Origin of the sequence: Brevundimonas sp. NIBR10 (assembly GCF_027912515.1) — a bacterium.
Lineage (GTDB): Bacteria > Pseudomonadota > Alphaproteobacteria > Caulobacterales > Caulobacteraceae > Brevundimonas.
Genome location: NZ_CP115464.1, coordinates 2,615,699 through 2,631,226, shown reverse-complemented (window position 1 = coordinate 2,631,226; position 15,528 = coordinate 2,615,699). Strand labels below are relative to the sequence as shown.

The following is a 15,528-nucleotide window of genomic DNA, read 5'->3' as shown; positions in this document are numbered from 1 at the left end:
GCCCCCACGGACGCCTGGGCGTCCTCGAAAATCCGTCAGCGTACCGGCAGGGCGTAGATCAGACCGCCCGGCCGCGCATTCCATTGTGCATTCAAGCCACGCGCCAGGTCGAGCGCCGATTGCGACCCCACGTTCCGCTCGAAGATTTCACCATAGTTGCCGACTTCGGCCACCGCGTCGACGGCCCAGGTCCGGGACAGACCCAGCCGGGCACCAAAATCGAGGTCGAGGCCGACGAGGCGACGCACACGCGGGTCGCGGGCGTCCCTGGCCATGGCCCTCGCATTGGCCTGGGTCACGCCCAGTTCCTCGGCGAGGATGACGGCGTCCAGCGTCCAGCGAACCAGCGCCGTCCACGATTCGTCGCCACGGCGAACGACGGGGCCCAGCGGCTCCTTGGAGATGACGTCCGCCAGGATCACATGCTGCTGCGGATCGCCCAGGGTCGTGCGCGCCGCCGCCAAGGCCGAGATGTCGGCGGTGAAGGCATCGCAGTCCTCCCGCCCATAGGCCTGACGCGCCGCCTCTTCGGTCGGAGCGACGACGGGGGTGTAGGCGATGCCTCGCGATCGGAAATAGTCGGCGGCGTTCAATGCGCTGGTCGAGCCGGCCGCGACGCAGATCCGCGCGCCGTTCAACTCGGTGGCGCTGTTCAGGTCCAGAGCACGGCGGACCATGAAGCCCTGGCCGTCATAGTAGTTGATCCCGGCGAAGGTGAACTGACCGCCCGTATCCCGGTCCATGGTCCATGATGTGTTGCGCCACAGGACGTCGATCCGGCCCGACGCCAGGGCTTGGAACCGGTTGTCGGCGGTCAGGGGCATGAACCGGACCTTGTCGCCGTCGCCGAATATCGCCGCCGCCATGACGCGACAGAAGTCCACGTCGAACCCGCGCCATTCACCCCGATTGTCGGTGTAGGCGAAACCGACCAGCCCCTGGTGGACCCCGCAGTTCAGATAGCCGCGCGCCTTGACCGCCGCGAGGGTCGCACTGGCCGCATTGGGCGCAGCGTTGGGGGTCAGGGATGGTGCCTCAACGGGTGGAGCCGTCGGCACGGACGGGCGATCACACCCCGCCAGCGTCAGGAAAACAGAGCCCAGCAACGCCAGGCCTCGCAATCCGTTCGCCGCTCGCGTCATCGCATCGCCTCGTCGTGCTTGCGCCCCGTGGGCTTTAGAGGCCTTTAGGGGCTGTTTCGCAACCGCCCGGGCCACGCCGCTGATGAAGACCCCGACCGACCGTACCCGCCTGATCTCCGGCGCCACCCGCCGGGGACAGGGTCGCCGCCCCGTCAATCCGCCGATCGAGCGCGCCTCGACCATGCTGTCGGATCGGGTCGGGGATATGCGCGACGACACCCTGGGGCCGACCTATGGGCTGGACGGCACTTCGGCGGCGCGCGAACTGCGCGCGGCCCTGGCTGATCTCGAAGGCGCGGAGGAGGTCTTTCTGGTCCCGTCAGGGCTGGCGGCGGTGACGGTCCCGGTCATGGCCCTGGTCCGGCCGGGCGACGAGATCCTGACCACGGACGCCTGCTACGGACCGACGCGGCGGTTCCTGTCGCGATGGATGGCGGCGCGCGGCGTGACGGTGCGCTATCATGCGCCGGACGCCGACGCCGAGGCGGTCGCCGCCATGATTTCGGACAGGACACGCGTCGTACTGATCGAATCGCCCGGCTCGCTGACCTTCGAGATGCTCGACGTCGCCCGTCTGGCTGAGGCGGCGACGGCGCGTGGCGCCCTGACCGTCATGGACAACACCTGGGGTGCCGGACTGGCCTACAAGCCGCTCGAACACGGTGTCGACGTCAGCGTCCAGGCCGTGACCAAATACGTCTCGGGCCACTCCGATGTGCTGATGGGCGGAATCGCCGTTCGCGACGCCGGGATCGGGCGGGCCATCGCCGAGACCATGGAGGACCACGGCTGGCACGTCTCGCCCGACGACGCCTGGCTGGCGCTGAGGGGCCTGCGGACCATGCCGCTGCGGATGAAGGAGCAGGCCCGGTCGGCGCTGACGATCGCCGCCTGGATGCAAGGCCGGCCGGAGGTGTCGCGCATCCTCTATCCCGCCCTGCCGGGCGACACGGCGCATGACCTTTGGGCTCGCGACTACTCCGGTGCCGCGTCGTTGTTCGGCGTGGTCATGAAGGGCATGGGCAAGGTCCGGGCGGAGGCCTTCCTTGATGCGCTCAGCCTGTTCGGCCTCGGCTATTCCTGGGGCGGGTTCGAGAGCCTGGTCACCCACGAGACCCACCAGATGGCGTATCGCGAGGGACCGACGGCGCTGGAAGGCGAGCTGATTCGGATCAGCGTGGGACTTGAGGACCCCGACGACCTGATCGCCGACCTCGAGATCGGGCTGGCCGCCTGGAATGCCTCAACCGGCTAGTTCTGGCGCAACTCGGGCATCAGGCCGAACACGACCTCGCGCATGTTGGACCGTGCGGGCAGCATGGCGCGCAGGAAGTTGACGGTGTTGCCCGCCGACTTGTCGAACATGAAGTGCGATGCGGTGAAGCTGGTGTTGATGAACTGCGGGGGTGTGCCGCCGTCGTAGATCATCCGCGCATTCTCGAAGACGCAGTCTTCGTAGATGCCGCCATCGATATGCTGATCGCCGGTCAGGGTCTGATTCTTGATATGGGCCACGGGGCCTCCGGTGGTGTGAATGGCGCGCCCAGCAGGACTCGAACCTGCAACCGTCCGCTTAGAAGGCGGGTGCTCTATCCGGTTGAGCTATGGGCGCTTGGGGTCTGGAAAGTCAGGCCGGATAAGAGTTTGCGGGGTGAGACGCAAGGGCTGGATCAAGGGACCGTCGGACTCGCATTTGGGCGACCGTCGGACTGGCGAGCCTGATATGTTCTGATGGCATCAACTGCGGCCTTGGCGAGGGCTCGAACTTCTGGGTCGCTCAGTTCCCCGTCGTCACAGTGATCGGAATGAAAAGGGCGGTCGCCAAAGTCTGGATCGAGCCCCAGCATTGGAAGTTTGTCGTGCGGCGAGCGTGCATCGCATAGAGCCTGAGCGACGCGCTCGATCAATGCCTCGTCCGTCACGCCGTTCTCCTCGCCACAAGCCCACGCTTCTCCTGCGCGTTCCTGGCCACCGTACTATCACGGGGCATATAGATTTTCAGCACCTCGGCCGCGCTGGCTGGCGTGTGCCCGGTGATCGCGGCGATCTCAGGAATCTCGCAGCCGCAACGGGCCAACTGCACGACGCACGAATGCCGGAGCGCACGCAGCATCAGGTGACGTCCGCCGGCGGGGATGACGAACCGGGACCGCACATCGGCGAACACCTTGGACAGGCGCCCGAAGTCGGCGAACGGACGGAGGCGTGCGGCATAGTCGTTCGCCATGACCTGGATGCCGTTCGGTGTGCGGCGGATCGCGCGCTCGGCCTGGAGCTTCGAGATTGCCTTGCCGACCGCGACGTCGCTGATCCCGATGCGTCGTCCCATTTCCAGCGCCGACGGGATGCGACCCGCCGCCTGTCCGTCGGCGAGCATTTCAAACACCTGTTCGGCCGTCGTGCGGGCCGATGTGGCGTCGTGGAAGAGGTACAGGCTGCCGGACTGCTCAATGTGGGCCAGGACGCCCCTCAGGCGGTCGCTGACAGGGATCGCGACGGGGTTGGCGGTCTTGGACTGGTCGAAGCTGAAAACGCCCTCAGCGGCCAGATATTCGGCCCCACGGCGAAACAGCACGATGTCGGTCAATCGCTGGCCGATCTCCCACTCGGTCAGGATGATGGCGGCGAGGTCGGGGTTGCCCGCCGCGATCGCCGCCCATGCATACATTTCGACGTCGGACTCTTCCCAGATCGTGACCCGCGTCTTCGGCATCGGGGCCCGAACCTCGTCGACGGGGTTGTCGGTGCGCCATTTCAGCCGGACGGCCTGACCCATGACCATGCGCAGAACCTTGCGCACGTGGTAGCGGGTGGTCGGCCGGTCGTCGTACATGCCGATGAAGGCCTCGACGTCCGGCACGGTGATGAGGGTCGGGTCGGGATTGTCGGCCGACTGCCAGGCCCGGACCTCGCGTAGATAGTCCTCGTAGCCCCGGTTCGTGATCGGCTTGTTGTCCTTCCACGCCTGCGATCCCTGCCATGCGCGGATCAGGGTCTCGAGAGTGCGGGCATTCGGGTCGACGCCCTTCTCCACGCCGTTCCGGGCATCCATCAACTCGGCATAGAAACGCTTCGCATCAGCCTTGATCCGGGCGACCTCGAACGCGTCGGTCAGATCCCCGCGGCGACCCTCAGTCGGCAGCGGTCGCGTCGAAGGCCAGTCGGATGGGCGGATGCGCGCCGGCACCTCGAACAGGACGCGGTATGTCCCGTCCTCGCGCGGGCCCCGGACGCTGACGTACTTGCCCAGCTCTTGCTGCACGGATGGCATCTGGTGTGACCCTCGGCTTCTCGGGTTCGGCGACGGGCGCCGGTTGATCTTGGTACAGGTTCAGCGCCTTGAGAACGGGATCGCGCGGCCAGGTCGTCACGCCAGTCATGCCGCACGGCTCGACCAGCCATTCGCCACTGCGGCGCCGGCGGTTGAAGGTACGCAGGGAGAACCGGCCCAGGCTGCACACTTCGCGGGTGGTCAGGCGCGGAGGAAGGTCAGCAGCCCCCATCACCCACCCCCATGATGATCGGGCTGGGCGGTCCACAGACAATGAAACCGTTCGTCGTCGCCCTGCTGATCAACGTCGGTGGCTAGGGCGAGGAGTCCAACGAGATATTCGCGGGCGCAGCAGCCGGCCCGCATCATGACGTTCGCGTAGTTTCTGATCTCGCGACCGGCACGACACCTGGTTTCTTGATCGAGTGGGTTCCGGGCTTGGCTGACCCGAAGGCCGGGCAGGTGTTGCTGGACAAAGTTGCGATACCGCTTGTTCGCCAACCGGACCCGTTCGGCTTTCGCCTCAGCTTCCTTCAACGCCTCCTGCATGGCCTCTAGGTCTGACAGGAGGGAGGTTATCGTATCAGCAGCTTGATCCATGACGCGAAGGTCAACGCCCTTGCAGACATCGGGCGCGGCATCGTCGTTCAACTGACCGCAGAACTTGCAAGGGTCCGTGTCGTTCGTCGTCCAGTAGTCCGGCGAGCGCGGGTCGTATGGACAAACCGTCATGCCTTTCTTTGATCGAAGGCAGGCTATCAGTTCTTCACGATCCTGGGTCATTGGGCTTTGTCTCGCTCTACGTTGCCGATGGCTTCGGCGTGTTGCTGTTCCCAAAACTGTTGAACCGATCCATCAGCCATCTGGACGAACCACGCGACATCACCACCCCAAGTGTCATCGTCCCACCAAACCTCTCCGGGCTTACGTTCGTCGCTCATGTCTCGCCCTTATTGTTTACTGTGGTTGGAGAGGGCTCGCTGACAAGCGGCGACCACAAGTCCATCAGGTATTGCATCCGAGGAAGTAGCCATGCGCGGATTTCAGGCTCGTCGGCTCGGCAAACCTGAACGGTGGCGAAACGATAAATGCCTTTTCGCTGGCCCATATAGAACAGTTTCAGTATACCATTCCTGTAGTTCACGTCACCATTAAACTCTTCCGCGCCTTCGTCTGTGCCCTCGACCCAATCCCAGCGAAACAGAAGATTGTAGTCCATATCCGCGTCGCCTTCAGCGGCATGATAGTCGGACCACCTCTTGTATTCCGCGCCGCACCCTTGAAGGCAATAGTTGCCCTCATTGCAATAGTATGCGTGGTCAGCTTCCCATAGGCGCATCATTCGCCCGCTCCTTCTGTAGCCGGGGGAGTGGAGAGGGCGAGGATGGCGTCGGCCATTACGCCGATGACGCTTTCGTCAACCACGTCGCTTGCAGACCATAAGACAGGACATTCACGCCGCATTTTTGCTGGCAAAACAGCCGAGCTAATCGCTGCGACCACTTCATCCCTCCCCGGCTTCCATGCCGAGGCGGGGGATGGGGCTGGGTGGTCGAATAGGGGGCGATAACCCGGCATTTTGATATGGGTCAGATGCGTGATTTGACCGCCCGTCACGCGCATCCAAGCCACCGCCTCCGACACGGGGGCTTCTGCCTCCCTGGTGGAAGGTTTGGGTTCACTCGCTGCGCTCGTACCTACCGAGTGCGTGGAGGTGTTGCCTGTCACCTTTGAGATTATGTCGAGGACTTCACCGGCTGCGTCACAGGCTTCATCGTTCAGGAGGCCGTAGGTTACAAGGAAATGCGCCCACAAGGCATTGGGCAGAGGATCATTCCAATCGACCGCCCCCTCGCTGGGGATTACCGCCTCTTGCGGCTGGGCCTTGGCAGCGTCACGTTTCAAGATCGCGCAGTCCTGACAGCGAGAGGACCGCTTGTCGCTTCCATCATGCGGGAAGCCACAGTCGGGGCACTTGCGGCAGACGTACTTGCCCGGAGCCCACCCCCACGGCACTAGCGCGCTCGGATCATCGACAGGAGCGGGGTGCTTCACGGTGTCGTACCACGAAGGCTCTTGCGGCTGGGGTGTGGGGGTCATTTTGTGCGCTCGACTTTCGTTAGCGTGAACAGTCCGTAGCGAGGCCGCATCATGCGGTTGACGCGGTGCGTTCGGGTCCAGCCCGGACCAGACCAAAAGCCATCGATGATGTAGGGAACCCAGAACACCATCACGCCGCTCCTTTCCGGGCGAGGGCGAGGGCTTCTATAAATACGCGGTGAGCCTTGGCCCAACGCATCGCATAGGGCACACCAGCAGCAGGCATTTCGCCCCGTTCCAGCATAGCCGCTGCGGCTTCCATGAAGGCCACGGCTCCGGCGAGGCCGCCATGAAATGCTGGCTCCGTCCTGACGTTCGCCCCAAAGGCCGCGCTATGGCCGAGGGTTTCGACGCCGGGGAGCATGGCTGTGGTCTGGGGGCGCTGGAGGGAGGCGGAACGAACGGCGTCATGAAGGTTGAGTAGTGCGCTGCCATACCAGCTTGCAAAACGCTCATTGTCCTCGCTGTCTGGCTCGCAGCGCAAATCGCCAGCGCGTTCGCGGTCCTCGCGATTTAGCAGCAGCTTGTCCAAGCCCAGCAGACGGATCATTCGAGGCGGATCGTTCGCGAGACTGTAGCCGCCACAGTCGCACGGGCCGTTGGGCTGCGCAGGCTCATTGTGAACCGCACAGTCAGACCAGTGCTTAGGCTCTCCCGCCCCCTCCGCTTCAGGGGAAGGAGCGGCGGCTAGGGTCATGATGCAGTAGCCTTCAGGGAGACCGAACGCCGGGCCGGTCAACATCCATGTGACGACACCCTTGATCTCGCCGTCAGTGAACCGGGCCTGATCGGGATCGAAACGGAACAGGTGGAGAGTGTCGCCGACCTGATAGTCGCGATCATTGAGCCGCAGCTCCCAAGTCTTTAGCCCGCTGGCGACGGCATCAAACGGGACGGGCCACGTCTTCAGTTCGTGCGTCTGCGGAACCCTCACGGTTTGGTCAGGACGGGTCATTGGTCGGCCTTGAAGGTGAAAGCCCACACGGGGACGGGAAGGCTGATTGGCGAACCTTTGACCCACGCAGGCCACGTCGCTGCGATGTATGCGGCCCCAGCAAGATTGATTGCGGGCATGGCCTGCGAGAGAAGAAGGGCGACGGTGAATCCGATGCCGACATAAACTCCGGCCACCACCCGAAGCCAAAGCTTGAACCTGCGAGGCATCAGCCTAACCCTCCCTGTCATCGGTCGGCTCCATTGAGGAGGGCTTCAGATACGATCGCTTGAAGGTCTGTCATTTTGTCGATGACGTAAGACATGTCCGCGTATTCGTGACCATCCTTGCCAGTCCAAGTCGGACCATTCTTGTCGTAAAGGTCTTTCGGTACTTGGCACTCAGCGTTGATCCGCTCTAGCGCCTCCTTGTATGCGGAGGCTTGGGCTAGAACGATGCGGAGGTCGGACTGTTTGACTACGATCCATCCGGGGCATGATCCGTCAATCGCAGCCGCGTCCGTCAACCGCTCCACGGATCCCTTCACGCTCTCGGAGTCCAGAGCCAAGCCTGCTACTGGAGCGGTCATCGGGCACCCATATCGCTATCGTGGAACCAATCTTCGGCGCGCACGGCATCCTCCAGATCATCCAGGGTCGGGCCGGGGTCTTGGCCCATCGCCTCCAGCATGGCGGCGTCTTCTCGCAAGGCCGCATCCATCACGGGATCAGTGCTGTGTCGTGCTACTGGAGTGGTCATGATTGCTCTCCGGTGGCGGCGAGGATGGCGGCTTCCTCAAGAAGCACGTCGGCATGGCAGGGAGCGTCGAGCGCACACCAGCAGGCGAGGTTCTTGCCGACCAGGGGACGAAGGTATGCCTCGAACTGATCGGGGTGGAAGACGCTGAACTTGTCGAGGTCGTGGTGAAACATCTCGACGCATTCGCGCGGGTCGTCATGGTACTCACCGACGACGAAATCATGGTTTCCCCAGCGCGTGGTGCGATCCACCTTCACGGTGTTCTCGGGCATCCTCCAGCCCTTCGCCCGCGAAAGCCGAACGCGGACAGGCTTGTGTTCTTCAGTCATGTCAGCGGTCCTTGGGGGTTTCATGCTGCCCTCGATTGGTCTTCGGCCGGCAACAGGCCGCCCCACTGAGAAGCCATCGCGTCGGCAATGCCGGTGAAGAACCTGGACCGCTCTTTCCAGCGGTTCGGGCCGGGGCTCATGTGGTGGACGCGAGGATCTCGACCGGACACGATGTTCGTCGGCGTCAGGACCGGCAGGCCTTTCAGCCAGAGACAGGTCCGCTTCACCTCGCCATGGCCGAACTGCCACGGCTGGACGCTCTGCGCCGGCTCCTGATAGCCGACGATCCGTTCCTTGGCGTGGCGGTGCATGACCGGGTTCTCGACGGCGATGCGATCGATCGGCGCGTTCCAGAAGGTCGAGAACAGGGCGGCCCCTTCGTCCAGATCGGCCCACATTTCGGTGAGCGTCTTCCCGGCAGGCGGTGCCGACAGCCAGCGGACGCCCGAGTTGCACAGCCGGGTGCAAGGCGGGTGCGCGACCATCAGCAGATCCCAGCCGTCGTTCAGGTAGTCGCGGGCATCCCCCGTGATGTGGCGGTTCGACCCGTCCTCGCTGGGGAGCAGATCACAGGACCAGGCATCGTGACCCAGCCGCGCAAAGGCGTTGCGGACGGTCCCGCTGAACTCACAGGCGACGAGAACCTTACCCATGGTCACGCCCCCTCTGTATTGGTGGAGGCCGGTTTGGCGGGGCGATTGCTTAGCCAGACGGTGCGATCGGTCGCGACGATGCTGGCGGACTCTTGGCCGAGGTCGTCGATCAGCATGACCGCGAGGCGTTCCGCATGGGCAAAGATCGCATCGGGCTCGCTCGGAAACCGCCCGTAGTTGATGAGGCCGACGCGAACGCCATCGGTCGTGCCGCCAGTGTAGATGAAGCTGACCGGCTCGACGGTGACACACAGACCAACCGCATCGCAGTAGCCCCGCGCCGTGACCATGGCATCGGCCAGAGGGCCGCCGACATAGATCAAGGCCGTGTAGGTCGAAACCTCGATGCGGGTCATGCGGCACCACACGTTAGGCCGCACTCGACATCGTACTCGTCGTCGGGCACCGGCGGCTTAACCAGTAGCGGCGACTGACGGACGTATTCCATGATTTCAGCGTAGGATCGGCGGCCTTTGCGGAAGCGATAGCCCTTGCTGTTGTTCTCTTTATCGGCCCACCACTGCGAGCTTCCGGGGCGGTCGTACTCAAGCCGCGTCAAAATGGCCTCCCCCTTAAGGAAGCACTTGTCGCAGTTGCCTTCCCAAGGCTGGAGGCCGAGGTCGAAGTCCTGCTCCGACCAAAACTCCATCACGTCGTCAACGGTCACTCCGGCGTCGTAAAGCGGGGCATGCACTGTCCACAGCGCGTCCGGCCGCGCGCGTTGTCTGGCGACTCGCTTCCCCTCATCTGCCCGCAGACCGACAGGGTTGTTGCAGTGAGACCAGCCCAGCGTTTCCGTGAGGAAGCGACGCACCGTCAGCACCTTCAGTTGCTCGGTGCAGAAGCGCATGAACGAGTTCGGGATCGCCTGCTTCCACGCTATAAGGGCGTCGAAGGGCTCCCCATTTCTGGACGCGGTTTCAAAGCTGACCTCGACGTATTTTCCGCCCGTCCGAAACTCCAGCCAACGGACCTCGACGCCCCAACGGGTCGCGCACTCATTGACGAACACGAGGGTTTCTTCGCGTTCCTTACCGGTGTTGCAGAAAACGACCACGTGGCTATTCGGCAGCTTCCCGCCATACGATTGCAGCGCGCGCCACAGCATATAGGCCGAGGTACGGCCGCCGCTGAACGACCACAAGCAAGGCCCGTCGATGATGAACGGATCGCTCATCATCCTTCTCCAGCAGATTGAGTGGAGCCTTGGGCTCGGAGGGTGCGGATCACGGCTGGTCACCGGGGAAGCCGTCATCGGGCGGGGTGGTGTCGAGCTCGGTGTCGCGGGCCCGCCAGAGACGCGTCAAATCCTCCAGGCGCAGCGGCTTGTTCTGGGCCAGGTCGGCACGCAGAACACCGGCGGACTGCCAGATGGACGTCAGCTTCGCGAGATCGGGCGCGTCGTTCAGTGCGATCTGGAGCCGGTCAGCCCGCGCATCGAGCGTCGCGGTTGGGTGCGTCGACGGCTTCTCGGGCTCGGAGCGCGTCGTCTCGGCGGTCAGAGGCTTGACCACGAACGGCGCGCGCTTCCCCTTGGTCTCGGTCAGGGCCATCGTCATCTGCCGATCGATGTCCGACATGTGGCTGATGCGGATGCCGCCGACCTGCATGCCGCCCCACTTCACCGACGGGTCGCGGTAGAGGGTCACGCTCCGTCCGGCATAGGCGTTGGCGTCGGCACCCCAGCCGTTCACCAGGACGCGCGACATCGACTTGCACGGGCGCCAGACCTTGCCGTTCTCGCCCTCGAACTTGATCGAGACGGGCTGGTCGGCCCCCGGGCTGATGTTGACGCCGGTGATGCGGATGGTGCGCGGGCCGCCGATCAGATCGTCGGCATTGATCTGGTCGGACTTCGGGATGATGGCGCTGGTCATGTCGGACATCAGGTGAACATTTCCATTTCGATGCGGCGCTCGGTGGGGATCAGCCGGCGCTCGGTGGCGATGATGTTGGCGTAGGCGGCCATGCGTTCGGCCAGACGCGCCTCGAAGGCGGTCGCGGCGTCGATGATGGCGTTCTGGATGATCGGGTCGGGCCACATGCGGATCGTGACCATGGGCAGGCCTCCGCAGTAGGAGACGAAATCGATCCACTTCCGCTCGCTGACCAGCAGTCCGGTCTGGAGTTGCAGGACGTACTCGGCCGGAACCTCGCGATCGGCGATGGTCTGGATCTGGAACTTCTGGCGGCGGCCCTTGCACTCGATCAGCCCGTCGTCGCCGACCAGGCCGTCGGGCGAATAGCCGATGGTGAAGCCCCAGCGATTGTTCGTGACGAATCCGACCTCGGTCACGGGCGCATAGGTCTGCGAATACAGGTCGCGGGCCTCGATCTCGTCGTCCCTGCCCCGCAGCATGTCGTCGGACACATAGGACGGCTCGACGTACTTGGTGATGCGCTGGGCCATCAGCTCGTACAGGTGCGTCCGCTCCTTCTCGTTGGACGCGGCCTTCAAGGTCGGCGTGACGATGTGCTTCATTTCGGAAGCCGTCAGCAGGCCGCAGCGCAGGGCCAGCCATTCATCGCCGCCCTGCGGGATGTCGTCATGGATGGTGATGTGGCTGGCCCCGGGCATCAGGCGGCGGCCTTGGTGTTGTCGAAGACCACGCCGTCTTCGTCGTGCAGGTCGGCCTGATCGGGCACGGCCACGATCTCGGCGCGCTCGCCCTTGAACTCGGCGATGTCGCCGAAGACCAGGTGGGCGATCTTGCCGCCATGCAGCAGGGCCATGGCGTTGCCCTCGGAGGCGATGGCTTCGGTGGCGATCTTGAGCGCGTCGCCGACCTTCCATTCCTTGATCTGCACGGTGACCGACGGCCGGCCCATGATGGCGATCTCGCGCACCACCTTGGCGACGAGGGAGGTGGCGAACCGGTCGGCGCGATCGATCATCGCGTCCTGGTCATCCTCGTTGCGCTCGGTCCACGGACGGTGATCCTTGGCGTCGCGCATTTCCTGAAGGATCAGATCCTTCACGTCGCCGACGAGCGTGTCGGTCTCGATGTCCTCGATGCTGGTGACCAGTTCGAGGCCGCTGGGCTGGGTCTTCATGCACGTTCTCCTGGGTTGAAGGCGGGTGGTCTTGTCAGACGCGTCGAACGCAGCCATTTCAGGCGCGGGGGCGCTCGCTGTTCGGGGTGCTGTGATGTCGGTCAAACCTGTGATCGTCCGCGACGAGGACGCGCTGGTCGCGCTCCTTCGCAGCCGCCGCGAGGCGCTTGGGATTCCCCAGCAAGACCTCGACTGTCGGATCGGTTGGGCGGACGGCTACTGTGCCAAGCTCGAGTCCTTCGGCCGGTCGTGCGGTCGTCGTGCCGCATGGGGATTCACCGCCACGCTGAGCTGGTGGCTGGAGAGCCTGGGTCTCGCGCTGGTCGTCATGGACAAGGCGCAGGCCGACGCATTGATTGCCGACAGCACCGACCCCGACATCGGCCAGAGCGTGCATCAGCCCTACGCCAACCGTGGCCGCGACCGGCAGCTGGTCCAGAAGCGCGTCGTGCGGTTCGCGTACAGCTTCCCCCGGCAGGCTGCCTAAGCCGAACAGCCACAGTTCCGTCGGCGACATGGCGCCGGTGCTGGCCAGGTGGCGCAGGGCGTTGGGGGCGAGCGGGGTCACTGACCCGCCTCGAACATATCGAACCCGGCGTTTCCGACTTCATCGTTGGGGTTCTCGGGGTCGAAGATGATCGGCTCGCCATCATGCGTGAGCCGTATCCATGCGCCATCGCAGCAGGAGCATGCGCTGACGGCCATCTGGAAGCCGTGGGTGGCCAGAAGCTCTTTCGCGCGAGCGATCTGTTCGGCGAGCGGGGTCACTCGCTGACCGCCCTGCCCGCTTCCGCCCGGGCCCAATAGGCGAAGGCCTCGCGCTCGGAGGCGGGGATGCCGAAGGTCTCGCCGACAGCCGTCACATCGGCCGATGCGAGCGCCTTTCCGGCACTGACCAGCATGTCGAGCGACCATGCGGGATTGCGGTTCGGGGTATCGGTCATTTCATGAACTCCAGGCCCACAGCCCAAACGGCCATGAGGAAAATGATCACAGCGCACGCCGACAGCAGGGTGTGGTTGCTGATCAGGGGGCGTTCGGTGCGGACGCGTTCTTCGGCTGCGCGCTCCATGACCTGGGCGCAGTAGCGGTCGTTCCAGCGGTCGCGGACGTTGCGCCATTCGGGGTGATAGGCGACGCCGAGGGGGTGTTTCGCGATCATGCCGCGACTCCAGTGCTGGCGATGTCCATCATGGTCGCCACCAGATCGGCGCGGCGGATTTGCTCGGGGCTGAGGACGGTGGGGGGCTCGGGATTGGTGGCTGCTTCGAGGCCGGCCAGAGCCAGCCGTGCAGTTTGAATGACATCCACGAGCAACTCCCGCGCCTCGACGATATGCTCGTCGCGCTTCAGGTCGTTGCGGGCGTCCCAGGCAATCGCGGTGCGGATGCGATGGGCGCCAGATGTCGCGGTTCCGATCAGGCGGCTGACCCGTTGGGCGGCGATCTCCAGCGCGATCAGATCGACGGGTGCGCCGGTGCGAAAGCTGTATGCGTCGCTCATGCCGGCACCCGCGCGCTGGTGACCTCGACCATGGCGTTCTGGAAATCCAGCAGCGCCAGCTCGAAGTCGGCCCACATGAGGCCCGCGTTACCAGGCTTGCTGGCGGTATCCTTCGCCGCGTCCAGCCAGTTTGCCTCGGTCTGGGCGATGCAGGCCCGCAGATGCTCGACGGCGACGGCCGGATGCATCTTGCGGGCATTGGCGATGTTGCGCTCGACGAACGCCCGCATCTTCACGCGGTTGGGGTGGTCGGGGTCGCCATGGTGGCGCACGGCGGCGTCGGCGATGTTGCGCACGACCAGCGGCATGACGGCGCTGATGTGGGTCGGTTCGGAATCTGTGGTGGTCGGTGACACGGCAATGCCTCCCTTTCGAGAGACGACATTACCGAACGTAATACGAAGCGCAAGGGAAAAATCTTACGGGTCGTAATGCGCGTTGCAGCCGATACGACAAGATCGGTCGCATGGTCGAAGGCTGGGACTCGACTCTTGAACGCCAGCGTGGCGATTCGGGGATCAGTTCAGGAGGCAGCTTTGGCGACCGTATTCATCACCCAGACTTTCAGGCCCAGCCGTCTAAGCCCCGGGTCATTCGTTCGCGGACCTGGCCAGCAGTTCGGCACGATCGGCGAGGCCTTGATCTATGCCCGCACGGCATCTGCGCTAGGATCGCGCGCCGAAGTATCCAAGGTCACCGGGGATCCAGCAACCGACCTATGGGATGGGCCGCACCTTCTGAAGACTATCGCTCCGAGGCCAATGGCAGAGGCAGGCTGTGCCAATGACAACGCCACTCCAGATGACGCCGTAGAGGGTCGGAGCCGCGACATCACCCAGGAAAGCGATGCCGAGACCGCACAACGCCACGAGAAGGTAGATGGCCAGCACGGGCCCGTCGGCGTGGGCCGGTAGCCAGCGATCAAGACCTCGGGCGATCAACCAGATCGAAAGAGCCGGCGGAAGCCACGAGAGAAGAAACAAGACATCGGCTGGCGCTTGAAAGTTCATCGCGGCGAGTCCGGCCGACATGCCGATGGCCGCCACGCCTACCGGGAACGCGACGATTGTGGCGATGCAGGCCAGGACAGTGTGACGGTGCCCGACGGTCATCAGCTCACCTTGCGGACCATCATTTCTACGATGTCGGCGATGCGCCTCTGTTCTTCCGGTGTCTGATCGGCGACCGCTGCTGCGAGGCGGGCCTGCGATTCCGTCAGCACGCCATCGAACGGCGTGCCCTCCCCTGTCAGCAGCCAGACCCAGTTGACCTTGAACCGGCGGGCGCATTTCTGGGCCCACGCTGTGTCGAGCACTGACCATTTCGACGAGCCTGGGGCCCGCTCGTATGCGCCGTAGGTGCCTTCCTTCTCGCCGAGACTGTCGGCCGCCGCCCTAACGGTAGGATACTGCGCATGGCGCCGCGCCCACTGGAGGCGTTCGTGTGGCTCTTTCGCCTGTGACCAGCCGGTATCGATCATACCAACGTCTTACCAAATGTAATGTTGCGTTGGGTAAGGCGGTCGTGCATAGATGCCATTACCGAACGTAATACCGGATGGTGACGTGCAAGCCCGAGAATGGATCGATGCCAATGGCGGCCCAACGGCCGTTGCCCGCACCCTCGATAAGAAGGTCGGGACGGTCTGCGTCTGGAGCTTTCGCAACGTGCTGCCGCGAAGCGTCTGGCCTGAGATTCTTCAATCCTTCCCCGACACCACCATGGATGTGCTGCTCGAGACCGAGACAGACAAGATCCAGGCGGCCTGACGATGCGGTCGGGG

Annotated in this window: 26 protein-coding genes and 1 tRNA gene; 3 read left to right on the top strand and 24 right to left on the bottom strand. The window is 64.1% G+C overall.

The genetic code is table 11. From position 1 onward, the window contains the following. Positions 1-35 precede the first annotated feature (35 nt). The gene (locus O5K39_RS13020; RefSeq protein WP_271144050.1) at positions 36-1,142 is read right to left on the bottom strand and encodes an amino acid ABC transporter substrate-binding protein; all 1,107 of its coding nucleotides are present in this window, start codon (positions 1,140-1,142) and stop codon (positions 36-38) included. Positions 1,143-1,224: 82 nt separating this feature from the next. Between O5K39_RS13020 and metC the strand changes: the two genes are divergently transcribed. Next, positions 1,225-2,397, top strand: coding sequence for a cystathionine beta-lyase (gene metC, locus O5K39_RS13015; protein WP_271144049.1), 1,173 nt, complete (start codon positions 1,225-1,227; stop codon positions 2,395-2,397). Here metC and O5K39_RS13010 read toward each other — a convergent pair. The 16 genes from O5K39_RS13010 to O5K39_RS12935 all read right to left on the bottom strand — a co-directional run bounded on the left by O5K39_RS13010 (position 2,394) and on the right by O5K39_RS12935 (position 12,242). Next, positions 2,394-2,657, bottom strand: a complete 264-nt coding sequence (locus O5K39_RS13010) for a hypothetical protein (RefSeq protein WP_271144048.1) — start codon at positions 2,655-2,657, stop codon at positions 2,394-2,396. The genes metC and O5K39_RS13010 overlap by 4 nt on opposite strands. A 20-nt stretch (positions 2,658-2,677) precedes the next feature. Continuing rightward, positions 2,678-2,754: transfer RNA gene (locus O5K39_RS13005), tRNA-Arg, on the bottom strand. A gap of 306 nt (positions 2,755-3,060) precedes the next feature. Further along, complete coding sequence (locus O5K39_RS13000) at positions 3,061-4,404, bottom strand: hypothetical protein (RefSeq protein ID WP_271144047.1); 1,344 nt, start codon at positions 4,402-4,404, stop codon at positions 3,061-3,063. Between the two features lie 240 nt (positions 4,405-4,644). Continuing rightward, complete coding sequence (locus O5K39_RS12995; RefSeq protein ID WP_271144046.1) at positions 4,645-5,196, bottom strand: hypothetical protein; 552 nt, start codon at positions 5,194-5,196, stop codon at positions 4,645-4,647. Then, on the bottom strand, positions 5,193-5,354 hold the full coding sequence (locus O5K39_RS12990) for a hypothetical protein (RefSeq protein ID WP_271144045.1): 162 nt from the start codon (positions 5,352-5,354) through the stop codon (positions 5,193-5,195). Before O5K39_RS12990 ends, O5K39_RS12995 begins: the two co-directional genes overlap by 4 nt. Further along, complete coding sequence (locus tag O5K39_RS12985; RefSeq protein WP_271144044.1) at positions 5,351-5,755, bottom strand: hypothetical protein; 405 nt, start codon at positions 5,753-5,755, stop codon at positions 5,351-5,353. Before O5K39_RS12985 ends, O5K39_RS12990 begins: the two co-directional genes overlap by 4 nt. Next, on the bottom strand, positions 5,752-6,318 hold the full coding sequence (locus O5K39_RS12980; protein ID WP_271144043.1) for a hypothetical protein: 567 nt from the start codon (positions 6,316-6,318) through the stop codon (positions 5,752-5,754). The genes O5K39_RS12985 and O5K39_RS12980 overlap by 4 nt, the downstream gene beginning before the upstream one ends. 325 nt (positions 6,319-6,643) lie before the next feature. Next, positions 6,644-7,468: an ASCH/PUA domain-containing protein gene (locus O5K39_RS12975; protein ID WP_271144042.1), complete on the bottom strand. Its 825-nt coding sequence runs from the start codon at positions 7,466-7,468 to the stop codon at positions 6,644-6,646. A gap of 564 nt (positions 7,469-8,032) precedes the next feature. Continuing rightward, complete coding sequence (locus tag O5K39_RS12970; protein ID WP_271144041.1) at positions 8,033-8,206, bottom strand: hypothetical protein; 174 nt, start codon at positions 8,204-8,206, stop codon at positions 8,033-8,035. After that, a complete protein-coding gene (locus tag O5K39_RS12965) occupies positions 8,203-8,535 on the bottom strand; it encodes a DUF4326 domain-containing protein (protein WP_271144040.1) in 333 nt (110 codons plus the stop codon). The genes O5K39_RS12970 and O5K39_RS12965 overlap by 4 nt, the downstream gene beginning before the upstream one ends. Before the next feature lie 20 nt (positions 8,536-8,555). After that, positions 8,556-9,188: a hypothetical protein gene (locus O5K39_RS12960; protein ID WP_271144039.1), complete on the bottom strand. Its 633-nt coding sequence runs from the start codon at positions 9,186-9,188 to the stop codon at positions 8,556-8,558. 2 nt (positions 9,189-9,190) lie between these two features. Beyond that, complete coding sequence (locus O5K39_RS12955; RefSeq protein WP_271144038.1) at positions 9,191-9,544, bottom strand: hypothetical protein; 354 nt, start codon at positions 9,542-9,544, stop codon at positions 9,191-9,193. After that, positions 9,541-10,365, bottom strand: coding sequence for a Nin-like protein (locus O5K39_RS12950; RefSeq protein WP_271144037.1), 825 nt, complete (start codon positions 10,363-10,365; stop codon positions 9,541-9,543). The genes O5K39_RS12955 and O5K39_RS12950 overlap by 4 nt, the downstream gene beginning before the upstream one ends. Before the next feature lie 49 nt (positions 10,366-10,414). Further along, entirely contained in the window at positions 10,415-11,074 is a 660-nt protein-coding gene (locus tag O5K39_RS12945; protein WP_271144036.1) for a hypothetical protein, read from the bottom strand. Beyond that, on the bottom strand, positions 11,074-11,766 hold the full coding sequence (locus O5K39_RS12940) for a lambda exonuclease family protein (RefSeq protein ID WP_271144035.1): 693 nt from the start codon (positions 11,764-11,766) through the stop codon (positions 11,074-11,076). Before O5K39_RS12940 ends, O5K39_RS12945 begins: the two co-directional genes overlap by 1 nt. Continuing rightward, positions 11,766-12,242 carry a hypothetical protein gene (locus O5K39_RS12935; RefSeq protein WP_271144034.1) on the bottom strand — a complete coding sequence of 159 codons (477 nt, stop codon included), beginning with the start codon at positions 12,240-12,242 and terminating at the stop codon, positions 11,766-11,768. The genes O5K39_RS12940 and O5K39_RS12935 overlap by 1 nt, the downstream gene beginning before the upstream one ends. A gap of 94 nt (positions 12,243-12,336) precedes the next feature. On the opposite strand from O5K39_RS12935, the gene O5K39_RS12930 reads away from it, so the two are divergent. Beyond that, complete coding sequence (locus tag O5K39_RS12930) at positions 12,337-12,729, top strand: hypothetical protein (protein WP_271144033.1); 393 nt, start codon at positions 12,337-12,339, stop codon at positions 12,727-12,729. Between the two features lie 77 nt (positions 12,730-12,806). Here O5K39_RS12930 and O5K39_RS12925 read toward each other — a convergent pair whose 3' ends face one another. The 7 genes from O5K39_RS12925 to O5K39_RS12895 form a co-directional block, all read right to left on the bottom strand. Continuing rightward, positions 12,807-13,010, bottom strand: a complete 204-nt coding sequence (locus O5K39_RS12925; protein ID WP_271144032.1) for a hypothetical protein — start codon at positions 13,008-13,010, stop codon at positions 12,807-12,809. Then, positions 13,007-13,186 carry a hypothetical protein gene (locus tag O5K39_RS12920; RefSeq protein WP_271144031.1) on the bottom strand — a complete coding sequence of 60 codons (180 nt, stop codon included), beginning with the start codon at positions 13,184-13,186 and terminating at the stop codon, positions 13,007-13,009. The genes O5K39_RS12925 and O5K39_RS12920 overlap by 4 nt, the downstream gene beginning before the upstream one ends. Then, a complete protein-coding gene (locus tag O5K39_RS12915; protein WP_271144030.1) occupies positions 13,183-13,404 on the bottom strand; it encodes a hypothetical protein in 222 nt (73 codons plus the stop codon). Before O5K39_RS12915 ends, O5K39_RS12920 begins: the two co-directional genes overlap by 4 nt. Then, entirely contained in the window at positions 13,401-13,745 is a 345-nt protein-coding gene (locus O5K39_RS12910) for a hypothetical protein (protein WP_271144029.1), read from the bottom strand. Before O5K39_RS12910 ends, O5K39_RS12915 begins: the two co-directional genes overlap by 4 nt. Beyond that, positions 13,742-14,101: a hypothetical protein gene (locus tag O5K39_RS12905; protein WP_271144028.1), complete on the bottom strand. Its 360-nt coding sequence runs from the start codon at positions 14,099-14,101 to the stop codon at positions 13,742-13,744. The genes O5K39_RS12910 and O5K39_RS12905 overlap by 4 nt, the downstream gene beginning before the upstream one ends. A 360-nt stretch (positions 14,102-14,461) precedes the next feature. Next, complete coding sequence (locus tag O5K39_RS12900; protein WP_271144027.1) at positions 14,462-14,857, bottom strand: hypothetical protein; 396 nt, start codon at positions 14,855-14,857, stop codon at positions 14,462-14,464. Next, positions 14,857-15,225 (bottom strand): hypothetical protein, encoded by a 369-nt coding sequence (locus O5K39_RS12895; protein WP_271144026.1) that lies wholly within the window; start codon positions 15,223-15,225, stop codon positions 14,857-14,859. Before O5K39_RS12895 ends, O5K39_RS12900 begins: the two co-directional genes overlap by 1 nt. An 85-nt stretch (positions 15,226-15,310) precedes the next feature. On the opposite strand from O5K39_RS12895, the gene O5K39_RS12890 reads away from it, so the two are divergent. Next, positions 15,311-15,514, top strand: coding sequence for a hypothetical protein (locus tag O5K39_RS12890; protein ID WP_271144025.1), 204 nt, complete (start codon positions 15,311-15,313; stop codon positions 15,512-15,514). Positions 15,515-15,528 lie beyond the last annotated feature (14 nt).

What these genes read in the sequence shown, in the direction of transcription:
- O5K39_RS13020 (WP_271144050.1), bottom strand. Translation starts at nt 1,142, where the DNA reads ATGACGCGAGCGGCGAACGGATTGCGAGGCCTGGCGTTGCTGGGCTCT.
- O5K39_RS12930 (WP_271144033.1), top strand. Translation starts at nt 12,337, where the DNA reads ATGTCGGTCAAACCTGTGATCGTCCGCGACGAGGACGCGCTGGTCGCG.
- O5K39_RS12990 (WP_271144045.1), bottom strand. Translation starts at nt 5,354, where the DNA reads ATGAGCGACGAACGTAAGCCCGGAGAGGTTTGGTGGGACGATGACACT.
- O5K39_RS12920 (WP_271144031.1), bottom strand. Translation starts at nt 13,186, where the DNA reads ATGACCGATACCCCGAACCGCAATCCCGCATGGTCGCTCGACATGCTG.
- O5K39_RS12915 (WP_271144030.1), bottom strand. Translation starts at nt 13,404, where the DNA reads ATGATCGCGAAACACCCCCTCGGCGTCGCCTATCACCCCGAATGGCGC.
- O5K39_RS12965 (WP_271144040.1), bottom strand. Translation starts at nt 8,535, where the DNA reads ATGACTGAAGAACACAAGCCTGTCCGCGTTCGGCTTTCGCGGGCGAAG.
- O5K39_RS12900 (WP_271144027.1), bottom strand. Translation starts at nt 14,857, where the DNA reads ATGACCGTCGGGCACCGTCACACTGTCCTGGCCTGCATCGCCACAATC.
- O5K39_RS12975 (WP_271144042.1), bottom strand. Translation starts at nt 7,468, where the DNA reads ATGACCCGTCCTGACCAAACCGTGAGGGTTCCGCAGACGCACGAACTG.
- O5K39_RS12960 (WP_271144039.1), bottom strand. Translation starts at nt 9,188, where the DNA reads ATGGGTAAGGTTCTCGTCGCCTGTGAGTTCAGCGGGACCGTCCGCAAC.
- O5K39_RS12955 (WP_271144038.1), bottom strand. Translation starts at nt 9,544, where the DNA reads ATGACCCGCATCGAGGTTTCGACCTACACGGCCTTGATCTATGTCGGC.
- O5K39_RS12895 (WP_271144026.1), bottom strand. Translation starts at nt 15,225, where the DNA reads ATGATCGATACCGGCTGGTCACAGGCGAAAGAGCCACACGAACGCCTC.
- O5K39_RS12995 (WP_271144046.1), bottom strand. Translation starts at nt 5,196, where the DNA reads ATGACCCAGGATCGTGAAGAACTGATAGCCTGCCTTCGATCAAAGAAA.
- O5K39_RS12935 (WP_271144034.1), bottom strand. Translation starts at nt 12,242, where the DNA reads ATGAAGACCCAGCCCAGCGGCCTCGAACTGGTCACCAGCATCGAGGAC.
- O5K39_RS12945 (WP_271144036.1), bottom strand. Translation starts at nt 11,074, where the DNA reads ATGTCCGACATGACCAGCGCCATCATCCCGAAGTCCGACCAGATCAAT.
- O5K39_RS12970 (WP_271144041.1), bottom strand. Translation starts at nt 8,206, where the DNA reads ATGACCACTCCAGTAGCACGACACAGCACTGATCCCGTGATGGATGCG.
- metC (WP_271144049.1), top strand. Translation starts at nt 1,225, where the DNA reads ATGAAGACCCCGACCGACCGTACCCGCCTGATCTCCGGCGCCACCCGC.
- O5K39_RS12910 (WP_271144029.1), bottom strand. Translation starts at nt 13,745, where the DNA reads ATGAGCGACGCATACAGCTTTCGCACCGGCGCACCCGTCGATCTGATC.
- O5K39_RS12950 (WP_271144037.1), bottom strand. Translation starts at nt 10,365, where the DNA reads ATGAGCGATCCGTTCATCATCGACGGGCCTTGCTTGTGGTCGTTCAGC.
- O5K39_RS12940 (WP_271144035.1), bottom strand. Translation starts at nt 11,766, where the DNA reads ATGCCCGGGGCCAGCCACATCACCATCCATGACGACATCCCGCAGGGC.
- O5K39_RS12985 (WP_271144044.1), bottom strand. Translation starts at nt 5,755, where the DNA reads ATGATGCGCCTATGGGAAGCTGACCACGCATACTATTGCAATGAGGGC.